The sequence below is a fragment of the Rhodopila sp. genome, assembly GCF_965277165.1.
In the GTDB taxonomy this organism is placed as follows: Bacteria; Pseudomonadota; Alphaproteobacteria; order Acetobacterales; family Acetobacteraceae; genus Rhodopila.
In genome coordinates this window covers 3,017,114-3,034,614 of sequence record NZ_CBDICE010000006.1, presented here as the reverse complement: position 1 = coordinate 3,034,614, position 17,501 = coordinate 3,017,114, and the positions used below count along the sequence as shown (strand labels likewise).

At 64.3% G+C, this 17,501-nt stretch carries 15 protein-coding genes; 10 read left to right on the top strand and 5 right to left on the bottom strand.

Annotated elements, in window-relative coordinates; all coding sequences use genetic code 11:
* Nucleotides 1-85 precede the first annotated feature (85 nt).
* Both ACQY4Y_RS26050 and ACQY4Y_RS26045 read left to right on the top strand, forming a co-directional pair.
* The gene (locus tag ACQY4Y_RS26050; protein ID WP_428493464.1) at nt 86-1,048 is read left to right on the top strand and encodes a complex I NDUFA9 subunit family protein; all 963 of its coding nucleotides are present in this window, start codon (nt 86-88) and stop codon (nt 1,046-1,048) included.
* Between the two features lie 207 nt (nt 1,049-1,255).
* Nucleotides 1,256-2,614 (top strand): carbohydrate-binding domain-containing protein, encoded by a 1,359-nt coding sequence (locus tag ACQY4Y_RS26045; RefSeq protein WP_428493463.1) that lies wholly within the window; start codon nt 1,256-1,258, stop codon nt 2,612-2,614.
* Between the two features lie 72 nt (nt 2,615-2,686).
* On the opposite strand, the gene ACQY4Y_RS26040 is transcribed toward ACQY4Y_RS26045, so the two are convergent.
* From ACQY4Y_RS26040 to ACQY4Y_RS26030, 3 genes are all read right to left on the bottom strand, one after another.
* Nucleotides 2,687-3,445, bottom strand: coding sequence for an enoyl-CoA hydratase-related protein (locus ACQY4Y_RS26040; protein WP_428493462.1), 759 nt, complete (start codon nt 3,443-3,445; stop codon nt 2,687-2,689).
* The gene (locus tag ACQY4Y_RS26035; RefSeq protein ID WP_428493461.1) at nt 3,442-4,053 is read right to left on the bottom strand and encodes a 2-hydroxychromene-2-carboxylate isomerase; all 612 of its coding nucleotides are present in this window, start codon (nt 4,051-4,053) and stop codon (nt 3,442-3,444) included. The genes ACQY4Y_RS26040 and ACQY4Y_RS26035 overlap by 4 nt, the downstream gene beginning before the upstream one ends.
* A 65-nt stretch (nt 4,054-4,118) precedes the next feature.
* Nucleotides 4,119-4,844: a glutathione S-transferase N-terminal domain-containing protein gene (locus ACQY4Y_RS26030; protein WP_428493460.1), complete on the bottom strand. Its 726-nt coding sequence runs from the start codon at nt 4,842-4,844 to the stop codon at nt 4,119-4,121.
* A 154-nt stretch (nt 4,845-4,998) separates the two neighbouring features.
* Here ACQY4Y_RS26030 and ACQY4Y_RS26025 point away from each other — a divergent pair, with 154 nt between their 5' ends.
* Nucleotides 4,999-5,694 (top strand): metallophosphoesterase family protein, encoded by a 696-nt coding sequence (locus ACQY4Y_RS26025; RefSeq protein ID WP_428493459.1) that lies wholly within the window; start codon nt 4,999-5,001, stop codon nt 5,692-5,694.
* 44 nt (nt 5,695-5,738) lie between these two features.
* Here ACQY4Y_RS26025 and ACQY4Y_RS26020 read toward each other — a convergent pair whose 3' ends face one another.
* A complete protein-coding gene (locus tag ACQY4Y_RS26020) occupies nt 5,739-7,037 on the bottom strand; it encodes an LVIVD repeat-containing protein (RefSeq protein WP_428493458.1) in 1,299 nt (432 codons plus the stop codon).
* Nucleotides 7,038-7,211: 174 nt separating this feature from the next.
* On the opposite strand from ACQY4Y_RS26020, the gene fliF reads away from it, so the two are divergent.
* The 7 genes from fliF (at nt 7,212) to ACQY4Y_RS25985 (ending at nt 15,693) form a co-directional block, all read left to right on the top strand.
* A complete protein-coding gene (gene fliF / locus ACQY4Y_RS26015; RefSeq protein ID WP_428493457.1) occupies nt 7,212-8,879 on the top strand; it encodes a flagellar basal-body MS-ring/collar protein FliF in 1,668 nt (555 codons plus the stop codon).
* A gap of 10 nt (nt 8,880-8,889) precedes the next feature.
* Nucleotides 8,890-9,063, top strand: coding sequence for a DUF1330 domain-containing protein (locus tag ACQY4Y_RS26010; protein WP_428493456.1), 174 nt, complete (start codon nt 8,890-8,892; stop codon nt 9,061-9,063).
* 32 nt (nt 9,064-9,095) lie between these two features.
* On the top strand, nt 9,096-10,187 hold the full coding sequence (locus ACQY4Y_RS26005) for a DUF917 domain-containing protein (RefSeq protein WP_428493455.1): 1,092 nt from the start codon (nt 9,096-9,098) through the stop codon (nt 10,185-10,187).
* Nucleotides 10,184-11,731 carry a hydantoinase/oxoprolinase N-terminal domain-containing protein gene (locus ACQY4Y_RS26000; RefSeq protein ID WP_428493454.1) on the top strand — a complete coding sequence of 516 codons (1,548 nt, stop codon included), beginning with the start codon at nt 10,184-10,186 and terminating at the stop codon, nt 11,729-11,731. Before ACQY4Y_RS26005 ends, ACQY4Y_RS26000 begins: the two co-directional genes overlap by 4 nt.
* 99 nt (nt 11,732-11,830) lie before the next feature.
* Nucleotides 11,831-13,129 carry an NtaA/DmoA family FMN-dependent monooxygenase gene (locus ACQY4Y_RS25995; RefSeq protein ID WP_428493453.1) on the top strand — a complete coding sequence of 433 codons (1,299 nt, stop codon included), beginning with the start codon at nt 11,831-11,833 and terminating at the stop codon, nt 13,127-13,129.
* 33 nt (nt 13,130-13,162) lie between these two features.
* Complete coding sequence (locus ACQY4Y_RS25990) at nt 13,163-14,614, top strand: 4-hydroxyphenylacetate 3-hydroxylase family protein (protein WP_428493452.1); 1,452 nt, start codon at nt 13,163-13,165, stop codon at nt 14,612-14,614.
* A 284-nt stretch (nt 14,615-14,898) separates the two neighbouring features.
* Entirely contained in the window at nt 14,899-15,693 is a 795-nt protein-coding gene (locus tag ACQY4Y_RS25985; RefSeq protein WP_428493451.1) for an FkbM family methyltransferase, read from the top strand.
* 210 nt (nt 15,694-15,903) lie between these two features.
* Here the strand turns inward: ACQY4Y_RS25985 and ACQY4Y_RS25980 are convergent, their stop codons facing one another.
* Nucleotides 15,904-17,493 carry an ABC transporter substrate-binding protein gene (locus ACQY4Y_RS25980; RefSeq protein ID WP_428493450.1) on the bottom strand — a complete coding sequence of 530 codons (1,590 nt, stop codon included), beginning with the start codon at nt 17,491-17,493 and terminating at the stop codon, nt 15,904-15,906.
* Nucleotides 17,494-17,501 lie beyond the last annotated feature (8 nt).

Sequence of the window (17,501 nt, the reverse complement as noted above, 5' to 3'; positions counted from 1 at the left end):
AATCACCGCCCCGACCCCCGGTCGACCCCGGCTTGAGACCGGAGCCACCGCGTCGTATCAGACCGCGCGAAAAGGAGGCTGTGCAATGGCGACGCGGCGCGTGGCGACGATTTTCGGCGGTTCGGGGTTCATCGGCCGCTATGTGGTCAAACGCCTGGCTCAGCAAGGCTTTATCGTGCGCGTTCCATCGCGGCAACCGGAAGCCGCGTTGTTCCTCAAGCCGATGGGCGCGGTCGGGCAGATCGTGCCGCTGTTCGCCTCGATCGGCAACGAGGCCACCGTTCACCGCGCGGTCGAGGGCGCCGAGGTGGTGGTCAACCTGGTCGGCGCGCTGACCGAAAGCGGCGCCGCCTCGTTCCAGGCGGTCCACGCCGAAGGGTCGCAGCGCATCGCCCGCCTGGCCGCCGCCGCCGGGGTCGGCCAACTGATCCAGATCTCCGCCATCGGTGCCGATCCGAACAGCCCCAGCCGCTACGCCTCGAGCAAGGGGCGGGCCGAACAGGCGGTGCTGGCGGCGTTCCCGCAAGCCACCGTCCTACGGCCGTCGCTGGTGTTCGGCATCGAGGACAAGTTCTTCAACCGCTTCGCCGAGATCGCCAGGCTCTCGCCTTTCATGCCGGTGATCTCGGGCGACACTAGAATGCAGCCGGTCTACGTCTGTGATGTGGCCGATGCGGTGATGGCGGCGCGAACCTCGTCAGCCTCCCAGGGCAAGGTCTTCGAACTCGGTGGCCCGCGGGTGTGGACGTTCCGCGAAATCCTGGCCTACATCCTCAAGGCGACCCGGCGCGAGCGCAGGCTGGTCGACATTCCGATGGGCATCGCGCGGCTGCAGGCATCCATCCTGCAGCACGTGCCCGGCAAGCCGCTGACACCGGATCAGTTGCTGATGCTTTCAAACGACAACATCGTCTCGCCCGGAGCGCTCGGACTGGCTGATCTCGGGATCACGCCGACCCCGGTGGAACTGGTTGTGCCCGGATTTCTAAGCCGCTTCCAGCCCGGCGGCGGACGCCGCCCGACGATCCCGACGCCGCTGGAACGGTAGCGATCTGCCTGGGCCGGCGCGGGTGCCCGCTGCCAGGCTCGATCATTTGGTTGGCGTTTTAGGATCATAGTCCCTGCCGCTTCGCTTATCCACAGTGTGGAACTGGCGAAAATCAAAACCGCACGGTCCGCCGCCGCCACCCCCGTTGCGATGTCCACCCTCCGCTGTTAACCCCCGATCCGCTCGGCGCCGAGCGTCTGGTTTCATATGCAACGGAATGGAGGACACTCGATGTCCGGTTCGACGAGCACTGGTACGATTATTGGTTCCGGGTCCGATTCTATCACGCTGAACATGGCCGAGGATCAGCAGGCAGGCGTGGACGCACAGTTCAGCGTGAATGTTGACGGACAACAGATAGGGGGCGCCCAGACGGTGACGGCGTCACAGTCTGCGGGACAAACCCAACCTTTTACTTTCGAGGGAAATTGGGGACCCGGCCCACATGTCGTGACGGTATCATTCCCAAACAACTTCTCCTACCCGGGAACTCCCGGCGATCGAAACGTCTATGTGGATGGGGTCACCTACGACGGAAATACGGTTTCGGATAAAACAACCGGGATTTACCAGACGCCGCTGTTCCCGCCGAATTCGACCACCGGCAACAACTGGGGCAACGCGGTGTTCAGCATAAACGACACCACGCCGATCCCGGCCGGAGCGTCGTCCACACCGACGACCACGCCGTCGCCGGTCTCGGTCGGCAGCGGATCCGACACCCTGGTGCTGAACATGGCGGAAGATGCCTATCAGGGCGACGCGCAATTCACCGTCTCGGTGGACGGCAAGCAGATCGGCGGCACCCAGACCACCACCGCCAGTGTCGATCAGGGCCAGTTCCAGGAATTCGACGTTCACGGCAACTTCGGGTCGGGCAGTCATCAGGTTACCGTCGATTTTACCAACGATAAGATCGGCGCGTTTTATCCCGGCACGCAGGACGCGATCGATACCACGGACCGCAATCTCTACGTCATGGGAATGTCATTGAACGGCGGCACGCCTGCTTCCGGCGCGCCCTGGGAACAGGCCACCGGCGGGCCGGAGAATTTCACCGTCACTGCCGGTTCCAATCCTTCTGCTACGGCGTTCAACAGCGGCCTGTTCGCCACCGACGGCGCCGCCGCTACCAGCGACAACGCGGCGATCCCAAGCGGTAGCCTGGCGTCCAGCGGATCGACAACCGGTTCTTCGAGCGGCATGAGCTTCATCGCCGCACCGACAACGACGGCCACCGACACGAGCGGCAGCGGGTCGGCCAGCACCGGGTCGGCCAGCAGTGGATCCGACAGCGCCGGCAGCACCCTGACCGACGCCACGAATCCGCCGAATACCAGCAACGCCGCCGCCTCGTCGACCGATTCCACGCCGTCACTCGCCGGCGCCATGACCGCGGCCACGCAGTCCGCGCAGGACTTCAATGTTCCGGCCGCATCCTCGACGTCCAGCGGCGATACCAGCAACGCCCCCACCGGATCCGGTCAAAACTGGTGGCAAACATTCGACACGACCGGGTCCGCCGAAACCGCGTCCCATCACAGCGCCAACGCCGCATCCACCTGACCGACCAGCATTACCATGGCCCGGGCGGTTTTCCCGCTCGGGCCCGCATCGCCTGTCGCAAGCCCAACAGAATCAGGTCGATAATTTCCGTTTCAAAAACGCATTCATCAGACCCGTCGCCTCATCCGAACCATGCGCCGCGGCAACCGCGCGGACGCCTTGCTGAACCGCGTCGGCGATCGACATTCGTTCCCAATCGCGAATCAGCTCCTTTTGCGCACGGATGGCATCGGGGCCGGCGTTCAGGATGGCGCCAACCCAGTCCTCGACCGCATCGTCGAGCTTGTCCTGCTCCGCGATCCGCTCGACCAGGTGGCAGGCCCTGGCTTCGTCGCAGTCGATGTGGCGGCCGGTGAAGACCAGTTCGCGGGTCTTGCCCCACCCGATCAGTTGCGGCAGCAGGCAGGCTTCCATGCCCGAGGGCAGCCCGAACAGCACCTCGGGCATGCCGAACCGCGCGCTGTCGGCCGCGGCGCGCACATCGCAAGAGGCGGCGATCTCCAACCCGGCACCCAGGCACCAGCCGTTGATCCGCGCGATCACCGGCACTGGGGTGCGCCGGATGGCCTCGCAGACGCGGTGGGTGAGGGCGGGACCTTCGGACGCGTCATGACGGACGAAGCTGGACATCTCCTTCAGGTTAGCGCCCCCAATGAAGGATTTGCCGCCGGCGCCGGTCAGGATGACGACGCGCAGGCCATCGATTCGGGAAACCCGTTCGATCGCCTCGGCCAACTCCCGTTTGCCAGCGTTGCCCAAGGCGTTGCGCTGCTCCTGGTTGTCAACGGTTACCGTTGCAACCATCCGGCCGTCTGTCGCGGTCTTGATCACCGGCGGCGCCGCTGCACCGCATCCTTGATCAGCGGCATGCGGTCGTTGCCAAAATACATGTCGTCGCCACCGACGAAGATGGTGGGCGAGCCGAAGCTGCCGCGATCGATCGCCTCCTGCGTGTTGGCACGAAGAGTGTCCTTCACCGGTTGCTGGTCGATGGCGGCCAGAAGCTTGCCCGCATCGATCGCCAACCGGTCGCAGATCCCGCTCAGCACCGGAACCTGGGAGATGTCCTGGTCGTCGGTCCAGTACGACTTGAACGCCTCGCGGGCGAACCCAACAAGCTTGCCTTCAGCCTCCAGCACGATGCAGGCTCGCATCGCCTTGACGCTGTTCACCGGAAACACCGACGGCCGATAATGGATCTGCAGGCCGAGATAGCGGGCCCAATCCTGCTGGTCCTTCTTGCTGTAGGCTGTCTTCGCCGCCACCGGCTTGTCGCGGGAGTTATAGACGCTCTGATTGACCGCGTTGAACACGCCACCGACCAGGAACGGACGCCACTGGATCGTCACGTCGATTTCCTGCTGCATCCGCAGCAAGGACTCGAACGCAAAATACGTCCAAGGGCTGGAGCAGTCGAAGAAGCATTCAAGTTCCGCCATGGTTTAGTCCTCGTCTGAGTGGTCGCGGCCCGCAAGGTCGCGCAACGTCAAGCTCCGGCAGCCCATTACGTAACAGGAACAGGCCGAGCGCGCTGATTGTACATGATTTTGGCGCGGCGCTGCTGTTCCTCGGGCGATAGGTTCGATGTGTCCCCCGAAAGGTCCGCCCCGACCGCCATGCCGCGCTGAACCGCCGGACGGGCCGCGAGTTCTTCCTGCCAGCGCTTCACGTATTTGAATTCCTCGATGTCCTGGCCTTGGATTTTCCAGTTCACGGTCCACGGGTAGGAAATCATGTCGGCGATGCTGTATTCGCCCCCGCCGAGGTATTTGCTTTCGTATAGACGGTTGTTCAGTACCCCGTACAGCCGGTTGGCTTCGTCGGTGAACCGGCGCACGGCGTAGGACTGGTCACCCTGCTTGTCGCCCAGCCTACGGAAATGTCCGCACTCCCCCAGCTTGGGACCTTGGTTGGCCATCTGCCAGATCAGCCACTCGGTCACCGCGTATTTGCCGCGCAGGTCTTTCGGGTAGAAGCGGCCGACCTTCTCGGCCAGGTACAGCATGATGGCGCCGGATTCGAAGATCGCGATCGGCTCGCCGCCGCCGGCCGGGGCGGTGTCGACCATCACCGGCATGCGATGGTTCGGGTTCATCTTCAGGAAGTCGGGCGTGAACTGGTCGCCGCGGCCGATGTTGACCGGCACGATGTTGTAGGGAATCGCTGCCTCTTCCAGCAGGATGGTGACCTTCTTGCCGTTCGGCGTGGGCCAGTAGTGCAGGTCGATCATGGCGTTGGTTCCTCTCGGTTATGCTTGAGCGCCACGATAGCGCGTGCCGCCGGTTTCGGCCAATGACGGTTGACGCGTCCGGCACGGCCCGGTCTGATGGCGGCTGGTAACCGGCTGGGTCCTGACCGTGGCGTCCTGCTCGACTGACATCGTTTTGCTGCACAGTTCCGATCTTCATGTCGACGACGATCCGCACCAGGGTCCCTATGGACAGGATGGCACGACCGGCCTGCGCCTGGTGCTGAACGCCGCCAAGACGCATCACGCCGACTACGTCCTGCTGGTCGGCGACATCTTCGACAGCAACCGCCAGTCCCCCGCGATCATCGGCCGATGCGTCGCGCTGCTGAACGATCTCGCCAGGCCGGTCATCGTGTTGCCGGGAAATCATGATCCGTTGACGCCGGACTCGGTGTGGCGGCGCGGCGGCCTGAACACGCTGCCAAATGTCCATATCATCGGCGTGACGGATGACCTGACAGTGCGGTTCCCTGGCCATGATCTGGAGATCTGGGGACACCCGCACGTCGATTACAGCAACATGGTGCCGCTGCGCGATCCGCCACCACGCACCGCGCGCTGGCACGTCACCCTGGCACACGGCCACTACGAGGACGACGGCGTTCCCCCGCTGCGGCCGTCCTGGCTGATCAGCAACGCCGAGATCGAGGCGACTCGCGCCGACTATCTGGCACTCGGGCACTGGAACCGCGCCGCCGCCGTTGGCACCGGAACAACCGTGCCAGCGTACTACTCGGGATCGCCGGATCTGGCCAAGACCGTCAACCTGGTTCGGCTGCGCGCCGACGGCACGGTCGCGGTCACCCGCCAGCCGCTCGATTGGGATTAGCGCGGATCCCTGCCGCACCGTCACCCGAGCCTCGGCGCATGACGCTAATCCAAGGGGACCGACCCGGTGTAGCGGATGATATCCAGACCACCGCTGAACCGGTCGTCGGCATAGATCAATCCGTTCTCGTCAACATAGACGTCATTGATCTGGATGCTGTGCGAGGCATTCCCTTTCGGCGGCGCATCGATAATGAATCCGATCTCCTTCGGAGCATGCACATCCTCGATCGAGTATGCTCGGACGCCGCCGTTGAAGAAACTGCCGACGACGGTCTTGCTCAGCTTGCGCGCCGTCGGGTCGGGACGGTTCTGCGCGATATTGTGCGACCCGAACCGGCCGCCCTGTTTGCACAGCGCGTCGAAATCCGCCGGCGGCGGCAACGCGGAAAGCACGAACGGCGCCTTCTCGTTGGAAATATCCCACACCCAGTCCCGCTTCGGCCAATCCTTGCAGTTGGTTTCGACCGCCTCCTCGGTCTGGATCGCCAAGCCACGCGATACGATCGGCAGCACGGTATGAGCGAAACCGACATCCTGCGACTGCCACGAACGGTGCGCCACTAGCTTTGGATGCGCTTTGTCAGAAATGTCCAGGATCACCCAGCCGCCGTCTATCCAGCCGACATAGGCGCGGTCCGGCCGATCGGGTGAAACGATCGGGGTATGCATCCGAATGCCGGAATTGATCGACACCCGCGGCGGCGAGGGCGCCTTATCGCCCACCCGGGTGCCGGGCAGCCACCAGCGCCCAACCTCCTTCGGATGCCTGGGGTCGCCCATATCGACGATCATGAACATCTGGTCGTCAAGCTGATCCTTCGGCACGAAGTCCTTCGCCCCGGTGGAAAGATAGGCGTAGTGGCCGTCGACGAACCACAGATAATGTACGCCGCGTGAATGCGGACCCGAGGTATCCAGGAACCCGATCTTGGCCGGATGCGCCGGGTCGGCGACATCCCACACCTCCATGCCGGCGCCCGGCTGGCCGGGCTTCTCCGTCTGGTGCGCCACCGTCATGGTGGTGCCCGAAAGACCCAGGCTGTTGCAGCGAAGCTGCGGCGCGGGAACCGGGATTTGCGCGATCACTCGCGGGTTCTGGGGCTTGGTCACGTCGATCACGCTGACGCACATCGGCGCCGATTCATGCGCCAGGAACAGCACCCGCCTGCCGTCGGGATATTGCCGCAGGGCCATCCCCTCGCCACCATGGCCCGCACCGTTCAGATCACTGTGGCCGATGATCTCCATATTGCTCGACGACTGCACGGCCGGGATCGGATCGGCCAACGCCGTTGCCGCCGCCAGCGCCAGCGCAACTCCGCAAATCGCGGCTTTCCACATCAAGTTCCCCCCGGTGTTAATCTTTGCCAGGCCTCATCCCGGCTCGCCTGCCGGATCATCCCGATCAGCCAGCAACCAAGCCCGACCACTGCGTCGAACGCAACCCCGGTGTTAACCAAGCAGTAAGTTCTTTCCGCTAACCCTTTGGTTGGCGATGGAAATCCGAGCACCGGCATGAAGGGCCTGATCGACAGCATTCGGAAGCTTGGCATGGTGCGCGTCGCCATGCTCGCCGGCGTCACCCTGGGAATCATGGGTGCGTTCGTCTGGCTGGAGCTCCAGGGGCCAACCCGGGGCCGGATGACGGTCCTGGCCTCCGACCTCGATGCGCAAAGCGCGCAGCAGCTCACCGCGGAACTGACCGGACGCAAGATCCCGTTTCGGCTCGAAGGCGGCCAGATCTTCGTGCCCGACAGCGACCTCGCCACCGCCCGGACACTGCTCGCCGCCAGCGGCGATACCGCTGCCGGGGTCACCGGCTACGAGATCTTCGATCGCGGCAACGATCTCGCGGTCACCGACTTCGACCAGCAGGTGAAGCTGACCCGCGCGCTGGAAGGCGAACTGGCACGCACCATCGTGTCGGTTCACGGCATCCTCCACGCCCGCGTGCACATCGTGCTGCCGCGACGCGAACCGTTCGCGCACGACCGCCAGCACGCCCAGGCCAGCGTCATGCTGACCGTTCCGGGACGCCAGTCCTTGTCGAACGAAGCGGTGCAATCGGTGGTCGACCTGGTCGCCGCCGGCGTGCCGGGATTACGCCCGCAGGACGTCACGGTGGTGGATTCCAACCTGCATCTGCTGGTCCAGGCCGGCGACGGCAATGACCAGCGCTCGAAGACCGCCAATGAGGAGCAGATCCGCCAGCGCACCGAGGCCAGGGTGTCCCAGGCGGTCGAGTTGATGTTGGAACGTACGCTCGGCCCCGGCCACGTGCACGCCGAAGCCACCATCCAGATGAACTTCGACAAGGTGAACGAGACGCAGGAAAAATACGACCCCGACGGGTCGGTGGTCCGCAGCACCCAGAATGTGACGTCGAACAACAAGACCACCGACAAGACCGGCCCGGTGTCGGTGCAGAACAACCTGCCGAATGCCGACGCCGGCGCCCCCGTCACCGGCACCCAGGAAGGCCGTCAGGAAGAGACCACGAATTACGAAATCGGCAAGACGGTACGGGCGATCGTGCACGATCAGCCTCAGGTCGAGCGTATCAGCCTGGCAGTGATGGTGGATGGCATCGACACCGTCGGCGCCGACGGCAAGCACACCTGGAAGCCGCGCGACCAGGCCGATCTGGATCAGATCGACAAGCTGGTGAAAAGCGCGATCGGTTTCGACGCCAAGCGCGGCGACCGTCTGGACGTGGTCAGCATGCCGTTTGTCGCCACCCAGGACGTGGCCGAGGCGACGCCTCCGCCCAAAACCAGCAAGAACAACGCCGACCTGATCACCTTCGTGCAGATGATCGCTTTCGGGGTGGTCGGCTTCGGGATCATCATCCTGACCGCACGGTCGATCTTCGCCGCGCTGAACAAACCCGCCACCGGCCTGGCCCTTGCCGGCCCAGCAGCCGGGGAACTCGCGGCCGTCGGCCCCGCCGGCACCATCCTGCCGCCAGCAGCGGCCGCGCTGGGCATCGGTCACTCCGGGTCGCAGGCCGCGCTGGCTGCCCAAGCCGCGCAGGGTGTCGAGGAGGATGACACCGTGATAATGAGCAACATTCACGGCCAGATGCGGGCCTCCTCGATCCGCAAGGTCACCCAGTTGGTGGACCGCCACCCGGATACCACGCTGAGCATCATCCGAGCCTGGATCGCCACCGATCACGGCTGACGACGACCTGGTGGTTTTCGAATTTCCCACGATCGACGCAATCCACCGTTTCTGGAGCTCACCGGAATACGCCGAGGTCAAGAAACTTCGCGCGGGCCGGGCGGAAGTCGATCTGTGGTCGGTGCCGGTGTCGCAAACCCCGCCGCTGGATAGCCGACTCGCCCTCGCCTCGATCGGCCGATAACCTGCCCGACGCAATCGGTGCAGGACCGGCGGATGCGGCAGATCGAACGGGACGAGTTGGAACCACTGGCCACCGGCGCCTGGATCCTCGGCACCGGCGGCGGCGGGTCGCCGTACCTGTCCTACCTCAACATGCGCAAACTCTACGCCGACGGCATCCGCGTCAGCCTGATGGACCCCGCCGACCTGGCCGATGACGCCCTGATCGCCGTCGTATCCAACATGGGCGCCCCGCTGGTCGGCCAGGAACGGTTGTCCGATCCGGCCTTCGCCGCCAAGCCGGTGCGGATGATGGAGGACTACCTGGGCCGCCGCTTCACCGCCGTCATGTCGGTTGAAATCGGTGGCGGCAACGCCTTCCAGCCACTGCTGGTCGCTGCCATGACCGGCTTGCCGGTGGTCGATGCCGATGCCATGGGCCGCGCCTACCCCGAAGCCCAGATGACCAGCTTCGCCATCGCCGACCTGCCGATGTTCCCGCTGACCCTCGCCGACATCCGCGACAACGAGGTCATCATCGCCCGCGCCGCCAGTTGGAAATGGATGGAGCGGATCAGCCGCAAGGCCTGCACCGAGGTCGGCTCCATCGCCGCCACCTGCAAAGCCCCTCGCACCGGCGACGAGGTCAAGGCCCACGCCATCCTCCATACCACGACCAAGGCGATCGACCTCGGTCGCGAAGTGCGCCGCGCCCGCCACGCCCACGAAGACCCCGTCGCCGCCACCGTCGCCGCCGGCGCCGGCAAACATCTGTTCCGCGGCAAGATCGCCGACGTGCAGCGCCGCGCCACCGAGGGCTTCCTGCGCGGCACCGCCAAAATCGACGGCATCGACGATGACCGCGGCGCCGGCTTCGAGGTCGCGTTCCAGAACGAGTACGCCATCGGCTGGCGCGACGGCCGAGTGATCGTGACGACGCCGGACCTGATCTGCCTGCTCGACAGCGTGTCCGGCGAGGCGATCGGCACCGAGAGCCTGCGCTACGGCCAGCGCGTCAGCGTGATCGCGCTGCCCGCGCCCCCCATCCTGCGGACGCCAAAAGGCATCGCCCATGTCGGCCCCCGCGCGTTCGGCCACGACACCGACTACATCAGCGTCTTCGATGCCGCGGAGCAAAGCCCGTGACGCGCATCGGCATCGACGTCGGCGGCACCAACACCGACGCCGTCCTGATCGACGGCGCCCGTGTGCTGGGCGCGATCAAGACCCCGACCACCGCCGACGTGCTCGACGGCGTGCGCACCGCGCTGGACGAACTGCTGTCGCGCACCGCGGTCGATCCGGCCACGATCGCCGCGGTGGTGATCGGCACCACCCATTTCACCAACGCCGTGATCGAGCGGCGCGCCCTGCAGCCGGTCGGCGCGCTTCGCATCGGCCTGCCCGCCAGCGCCAGCCTGCCCCCCTTCATCGACTGGCCGGAAGACCTTGCCCGCATCGTCCGCGGCCAGGTCCACATGGTCGCCGGCGGCCACGAATATGACGGCCGGCCGATCGTGCCGCTGGACACAGGCGCGATCCGTGACGCCGCCAGGCGCATGGCCGACGCCGGCCTGACCGCGGTCGGCGTCACCAGCATCTTCTCGCCACTGACCGCCGAATGTGAGCAGGAAGCGGAACGAATCCTCACCGAGGAAATGCCCGACGCCGATATCACCCTGTCGCACGACCTCGGCCGCATCGGCCTGCTGGAACGTGAAAACGTTACACTATTGAACGCCTGCCTGCAGAACCTGGCACGCACCACGGTGGCCGCGTTCACTCAGGCCCTACGCGGCAGCGCCATCACCGCGCCGCTGTTCCTGACGCAGAACGACGGCACCATCATGCGGGCCGAAACCGCGGGCCGTTTCCCGGTGTTCAGCTTCGCCTCCGGCCCGACTAACAGCATGCGCGGGGCAGCCTTCCTGTCCGGGCGCCAGAACGGCGTCGTGGTCGATGTCGGCGGCACCACAACCGACATCGGCTACCTGAAGGACGGCTTCCCGCGGGAGGCCAACGCCGCGGTGGAAGTAGGCGGCGTCCGCACCCTGTTCCGCATGCCCGATCTGCTGTCGATTGGTCTCGGCGGCGGCAGCGAAATCACCGCCGACCGCATTGGTCCCCAAAGCGTCGGCTTTCGCCTGTTGCAAAAAGCCCTGGTGTTCGGCGGCGACACCCTGACCGCCACCGACATCGCCTGCGCCGCCGGCCGCATCGAGCTCGGCAACCCAGCCCACGTTGCCAACCTGCCCCGCGCGACCGTCCAGTGCACATTGGCGAAAATCGGCGAAATAATCGCGGACGCGGTCGACCGCATGAAGACCGAGGCCGGCGACATCGGCCTGCTTGCCGTCGGCGGCGGCAGCTTCCTGATCCCCGACCGGCTGGAAGGCTGTGCTGAGGTGATCCGCGTCGAACACCACGCCGTCGCAAACGCGGTGGGCGCAGCGATCGCCCAGGCCAGCGGCGAAGTCGACCAGATCTTTTCCAACCTCACCCGCGACCAGGCAATCGCCGCCGCTCGGCAACAGGCTGAAGCCAGGGCGAAGGCGGCCGGCGCGGCGACCGACAGCCTGAAGCTGGTCGAAATGGAGGACATCCCGCTGTCCTATCTGCCCGGCGATGCGCGCCGCGTGCGGGTCCGCGTGGTCGGCGACATCGCGCCCAACCCGATCGAGCCCACCTGATCGAGCCCACCTGATCGAGCCCACCTGATCGAGCCCACCTGATCGAAGGGTACGGCATTTGCATGACCGCTGAACATAGGCCGCGTGGGAGAAAAATCGATGCAAAAACCGCTACATCTCGGCTGGTTCACCAACTTCACGCCAGGCGACTGGACCAATCCGGTATCGCAAGGCACCGGCAACTGGGACGGCAAGTTCTTCGTCGAGATGGCGCAGGCAATGGAACGCGCCTGCTTCGACTACATCATGCTGGAGGACACCCTCATGGTGTCCGAGGCCTATGGCGGATCGTCCGCCGCGACGCTGAAATACGCCCTGCAGGTGCCCAAGCACGATCCGATGCCGCTGGCCGCGATGATCGGTGCCGCGACGTCGAAACTCGGCGTGGTGGCGACGATGTCCACGCTGGCCTATCCGCCGTTCATGCTGGCGCGCCTGGCCGCGACGCTGGATCACATCTGCGGTGGCCGGTTCGGATGGAACATCGTCACCAGCGGCGAAGACATCGCGGCGCAGAATTTCGGCCTGGACAAACTGCCGCCGCGCGAGACGCGCTATGCGATGGCGGATGAATATGTCGATCTGGTCTGCAAACTCTTCGGTTCGTGGGAGCCTGATGCGGTCGTCAAGGACGCCGCGAGCGGCACTTATGCGGACCATACCAAGGTTCACCCGGTTCATTTCGAAGGTCAGTTCTTCAAGTGCCGTGGGCCGTTGAACACGGTTCGCTGCCCGCAAGGCCAGCCGGTTTTCGTGCAGGCCGGCGGGTCGCCGCGCGGTCGCGCCTTTGCCGCGCGCCACGCCGATTCGATCATCGCGGTCGGCAACGGTGTCGAGGGCATGAAGGCATACCGGGACGACGTCCGCCGTCACGCGATTGCCGCCGGGCGTAACCCGGACGATGTGAAGGTGCTGTTCCTGGTCTATCCAATCCTCGGCGAGACCGACGCCGAGGCAGAGGCGCGTCATCAGCAGATGATCAACTCACCCGGCTTCGTGGAGGCCGCATTGGCGGCGGTCGGCACGGTCACCGACATCGACTTTTCGGGCTTCGATCTCGACCAGCCGTTGCCTCCGCTCACGACAAATGGGGAACAAGGCTCGCTGGATAAGTTCGCCCAATGGGGATCGGGAAAAACCTTGCGCCAGCTCGGGCAAGAACGTTACGATGCTGGTATCCCGCTGATCGGCTCACCCGATACCGTGGCGGCGCGGATGGGGGAAGCAATGGAGGCGATCGGCGGTGACGGCTTCCTGATCAGCACCCCGTTTCAGCGCACCAGCCGACGCTTCATCACCGAAGTCTGCGAAGGCCTCGTGCCGGCTTTGCAACGGCGAGGCCTGGCTCGCAAGGCTTACACCAAGACGATGCTGCGCGACACGCTGCGGGAATTCTGAAAAAGCCACCGACCCACGACGGAGGACAGGCTGATGATACGATCCGCTGAAGCCTATCGCCAGGCACTACGCGACGGCCGCGAGGTCTGGATCGACAACGAACGCGTTAGCGATGTCACCGCGCATCCTGCGTTCAAGCCGATCATCGACGTCAAGGCGCGGATGTATGACATGGCATTCGAGCCCTGCTACCAGGGCGCCCTGACCTACCAGGAGAATGGCGTCCAACACTCGACCTTTCAGCGGCCGCCGCGGGAGACCGCGCACTGGACCGACAAGACCACCGCGCTGGATCTGGTGTTCAACGACATCGGCGGCGTCGTCACCCGGGTCGGCGACGAGACCGTGGGCGAGATGTGGTCGCTGCTCGATGGCCGCGACGTGCTGGCCGAGATCGATCCGCGCTTCGCCGACAACATCGACCGTCATATCCGAGACGTGGTCCAGCACGACGTGTTCCACGTCTCCGCCAATACCGACCCGAAGGGCGACCGGTCGCTGCCGCCGCAAGAGCAGGACCCCGACATGATGGTCCATGTCGTTAAAGAAACGGACTCGGGAATCATCATCCGCGGCGCCAAATACGAAACCGCCGCCGCCTACGCCGATCAGGCCTTCCTGAAACCCACGGTCGGCGCCTGGAGCAACGAAAAACTGTCCGACTACGCGGTGGGCTGCATCGTCAAGATGGGCGCGCCCGGCGTGAAGCACATCTGCCGATCAGGGTTCGCCGCCAGAGGCAGCGTCGCGGATTATCCGCTGGCCAATCGGTTCGATGAAGTCGACGTGCTGATGGTGCTCGATGACGTGCTGATCCCGTGGGAGGATGTGTTCTTCTACCGCCACACCCGCGCCGCCCAGCACGTCCGCGCCACGCTGCATCGCTATTCCGCGTTCCCCTACGTTCTGCGCATCCAATACATGGCCGACATGATGATCGGCGCGGCGATGTGGAACGCCAGACAGACCGGCCTCGACAAGTTGCAGGCGGTACGCGAGAAACTCGCCGACCTCGTCTGTTACCGGGAAGGCATAAACGCCCATCTGACCAGCGCAATCGCCCTGGCGCAGCGCAGCCCGGCCGGCTTGCTGATGCCGCACCAGTCGATGCTCTACGCCGGCCGTGTCTTCGCCTGCTCGAACCTGCCGCAGATGATGCATATCGCCCGCGAATTATGTGGCGGCCAGATCTGCGTCACCCCCAGCGCCGCTGCGTTCCAAGCCGACGGCACCAAGGACTGGCTGGCGAAATTCTACGGTCTGAACGAACAGTGGGAGGCAGAGGACCGGCGTAAACTTCTGGCGTTCGCGCGCGATCTGCTGAATTCCGACTACGCCGGGCATCGCCTGACCTTCGTACAATTCGCCCAGGCGCCGCATTTCAACCACCTCGCCGCGGTCTATAACGCGTTCGACTTCTCCGGCCCGCTGGACTTCGTGCGCAAGGCGGCGTCGCTGTCCGAAAAGGTCACCGGCGCATCGTGATCGATCGGGTTGCCGGGGTCGATTGTCCACAAACTTAATAGTGGCTGACTGTGGGTGTAGTCCCGGTTGATAAGACCCTTTATACGGGATAGCCGAGAAACCGAAAGCCTTCCAGGCCGTTACCGGGATACCCGGTCATGGCTGGCAGATCCGAGGCGGTGATGGCGATCCCCGGCAGCGGCAGCCTCGGGTGCGCCGATGATCGCACCGTCAATAACGCGTGACGAATTTTTGCTGATCGCGATCGTAAAGCCTTGTACCCCGCGCAGGAGACAGTCCTTAAAATGACGATCGCTTCGTCAAAGGTCCTTCCCGCACGAACGTCGACCAGGCCGAACCGGGCGGGTCTTCCGAACCGCGTAAGACAACTGCGAAAATTGCTGCACCTGTTACCCACCCCGCAGTTTCGCCACGGTTTACGGCATGGGGTAGCGGCATCGATTGAGCACCTGACGCTTATGCATGGTGTCGGCCACGTGGCAACGCTGATCGACGTGGGGGCGAATATCGGCCAGTTCTCGCTATTGATGCGCGGTCTATATCCGAAAGCGCTGATCTACGCGTTCGAACCGTTGTCCCGCCCGGCTGGACGGTTCCGCCGACTGTTTGCCGACGACCGCCGCACCACCTTATATAATTGTGCGATCGGCCCCGAGCCGACCTCCGGCATTACCATGTACGTCGGCCACAGCGATGATGGATCGTCATTGCTGCCCAATCGGCAAGCCAGTGAAAACGTTGGCACCGAACAAGTCGAGGTGTGTCGGCTGGATGACATGCTGAGCGTGACTGATCTGGCGCGTCCAGCCATGCTCAAGCTCGACGTGCAGGGCTACGAACTGCTGGCACTGCAATCCTGCAATACGTTACTCAAAGCGATCGATTTTGTGTTTGTCGAGGTGGCATTCGATTCGTTCTATGTCGATCAGGCGTTGGCGGACGACGTTGTGCAATTCTTGCTGGCGCGCGGGTTTTCCTTTGCCGGCGTCGGCGATCCGGTGTTTGATGAGCGGGGTAAATGCATGGGCACTGACTTTTTGTTCCATTGTCGCAAGCAGGTATCATGGCGAGATGACTGACCAAGAGCACGCCGAATATGAATTGCTGAAGCTTGCTGACGCGAATGGAAAGTTTGCCCTTCGATTGCCGGCAAATTCAACGAAGATCAAGTGGATGCGTCGGAGCGACTTCAACTCCGCGAGTGGATCAGACTGATCGACGGGTCGTCGGTCGCGGCCCTGCTGGATGCGCTGAACTACCGACGCTGCTGCCATGGACGCGTTGTGCAATCAGGTCCGGCGCACGTTCCAGAACACGAATTGCCCCGGAATGATGCCAGTGATGTCGTGCCGACAGGCGGTCCGCGAGAAATACTGGCCGGTTGGGATGTACGGCACCAGCTCCAGCGCCTTGCCTTGGATCTCCCTAGCGATTCGTTGTTGCGCGGGCACGTCGGGCGCCTCCAGCCAGGCCTCGATCAACGTCTGAACCGGCGGCAGGTCGGGCCAGCCGAACCAGGCCTTCGCGCCGTTCGATCGCAAGGTCTGGTTGGTGATCGGCGTGGTCATGTCCAGCCCGGACCAGCCGGTAATGAACATGTTCCAGCCGCCTTTGTCCGGCGGTTCCTTGCTGGCGCGCCGCTGCACCAGCGTGCCCCAGTCCATGACTTGATAATCGACGTTGATGCCAAGCTTCTGCAGGACATCCAGCGCCACGGCATCCTCGGCGTTCTGCACGGCTTGGTCGCTGGACGCCATGAAAACGATCCGTTCATTGCGGTATCCGGCGCCCGGCAGAGCCTGCTTCAGGGTCTTGCGATCCCGCTTCGGCCCGTTGATGGCCTGCAGACCCGCGGAGCTGGCCATCGGCGTGCCGGGTGTGAAGATGCCGATGCCATCGCGCCACAGTTTGTGATTGGTGCCGGCCGCGGCGGTCATGAAGTCGGTTTGAGACATCGCCTCCAACACGATACGCCGCACCTCGGGTTTGTCGAACGGCGGATGCAACTGGTTGAATATCGCGGTTCCGATGGTGCCGAGCGGGCCGTTACCCTCGGTCCGCACCGTGTGATCTCGTTCCAGCATCGGCAGCAGGTCGTTTGGCGGGTTTTCCCACCAGTCCACCTCGGCGTTTTCCAGCGCCGCAGCGGCAGTGGCGGGATCCGGCATCACCACCCACTCGACGCGGTCGAAATTGACGATCTTCGGTCCAGCCAGCCAATCCGGCTTGCCGCCTTGCCGCGGCTGGTAATCCTGATTGCGCGCATAGACCACCTTGCTGCCGACGACGCGTTCATTCGCCAGGAACCGGAACGGGCCGCTGCCGATCACTTCCTTTATCGAAACGAACGGATCGGTGGCTGCCAATCGTTCCGGCATCACCATCAACGCCGGCGGCCCGATCTTGGACAGGCAGTTCAGCACCAGGCTGAACGGCCGCGTCAGCCGGATGATGAACCGACGATCGTCCGGAGCGGTCAGCTCGGCGACGCGCGCAAGCAGCGCCTGGCCCATCGGGTCGCGCGCCGCCCACCGCTTGATCGAGGCAACACAGTCCCGCCCGCGTACCGGTTCGCCATCATGAAAACGCAGCCCGTCCCGAAGGGTGAAGGTCCAAACCCGACCATCATCCGAAAGACTGTGGCCGTCCACCATCTGCGGCTGCGGTTGAAGCTTGCTGTCGATGCCATACAACTGATCCCACACCATCGTGGCGTGGTAGCGGGTGATATAGGCGGTGGTCAGCACCGGATCGATCACCGTCAGATCGGCCTGCGGCACGTATCGCAACAGCCGCGCCGCTTGGGTCTGCCCCCAAGCCCGGCGCCCGGTCACTGCCGCGGCCGTAGCCGCTCCGGCAAGGAAACCCCGTCGTTGCATCGCCACTC

Excerpts from the sequence above, each read along its gene's own strand:
- ACQY4Y_RS26050 (WP_428493464.1), top strand. The coding sequence starts at position 86 with ATGGCGACGCGGCGCGTGGCGACGATTTTCGGCGGTTCGGGGTTCATC.
- ACQY4Y_RS26045 (WP_428493463.1), top strand. The coding sequence starts at position 1,256 with ATGCAACGGAATGGAGGACACTCGATGTCCGGTTCGACGAGCACTGGT.
- ACQY4Y_RS26035 (WP_428493461.1), bottom strand. The coding sequence starts at position 4,053 with ATGGCGGAACTTGAATGCTTCTTCGACTGCTCCAGCCCTTGGACGTAT.
- ACQY4Y_RS26030 (WP_428493460.1), bottom strand. The coding sequence starts at position 4,844 with ATGATCGACCTGCACTACTGGCCCACGCCGAACGGCAAGAAGGTCACC.
- ACQY4Y_RS26020 (WP_428493458.1), bottom strand. The coding sequence starts at position 7,037 with ATGTGGAAAGCCGCGATTTGCGGAGTTGCGCTGGCGCTGGCGGCGGCA.
- fliF (WP_428493457.1), top strand. The coding sequence starts at position 7,212 with ATGAAGGGCCTGATCGACAGCATTCGGAAGCTTGGCATGGTGCGCGTC.
- ACQY4Y_RS26005 (WP_428493455.1), top strand. The coding sequence starts at position 9,096 with ATGCGGCAGATCGAACGGGACGAGTTGGAACCACTGGCCACCGGCGCC.
- ACQY4Y_RS25995 (WP_428493453.1), top strand. The coding sequence starts at position 11,831 with ATGCAAAAACCGCTACATCTCGGCTGGTTCACCAACTTCACGCCAGGC.
- ACQY4Y_RS25990 (WP_428493452.1), top strand. The coding sequence starts at position 13,163 with ATGATACGATCCGCTGAAGCCTATCGCCAGGCACTACGCGACGGCCGC.
- ACQY4Y_RS25985 (WP_428493451.1), top strand. The coding sequence starts at position 14,899 with ATGACGATCGCTTCGTCAAAGGTCCTTCCCGCACGAACGTCGACCAGG.
- ACQY4Y_RS25980 (WP_428493450.1), bottom strand. The coding sequence starts at position 17,493 with ATGCAACGACGGGGTTTCCTTGCCGGAGCGGCTACGGCCGCGGCAGTG.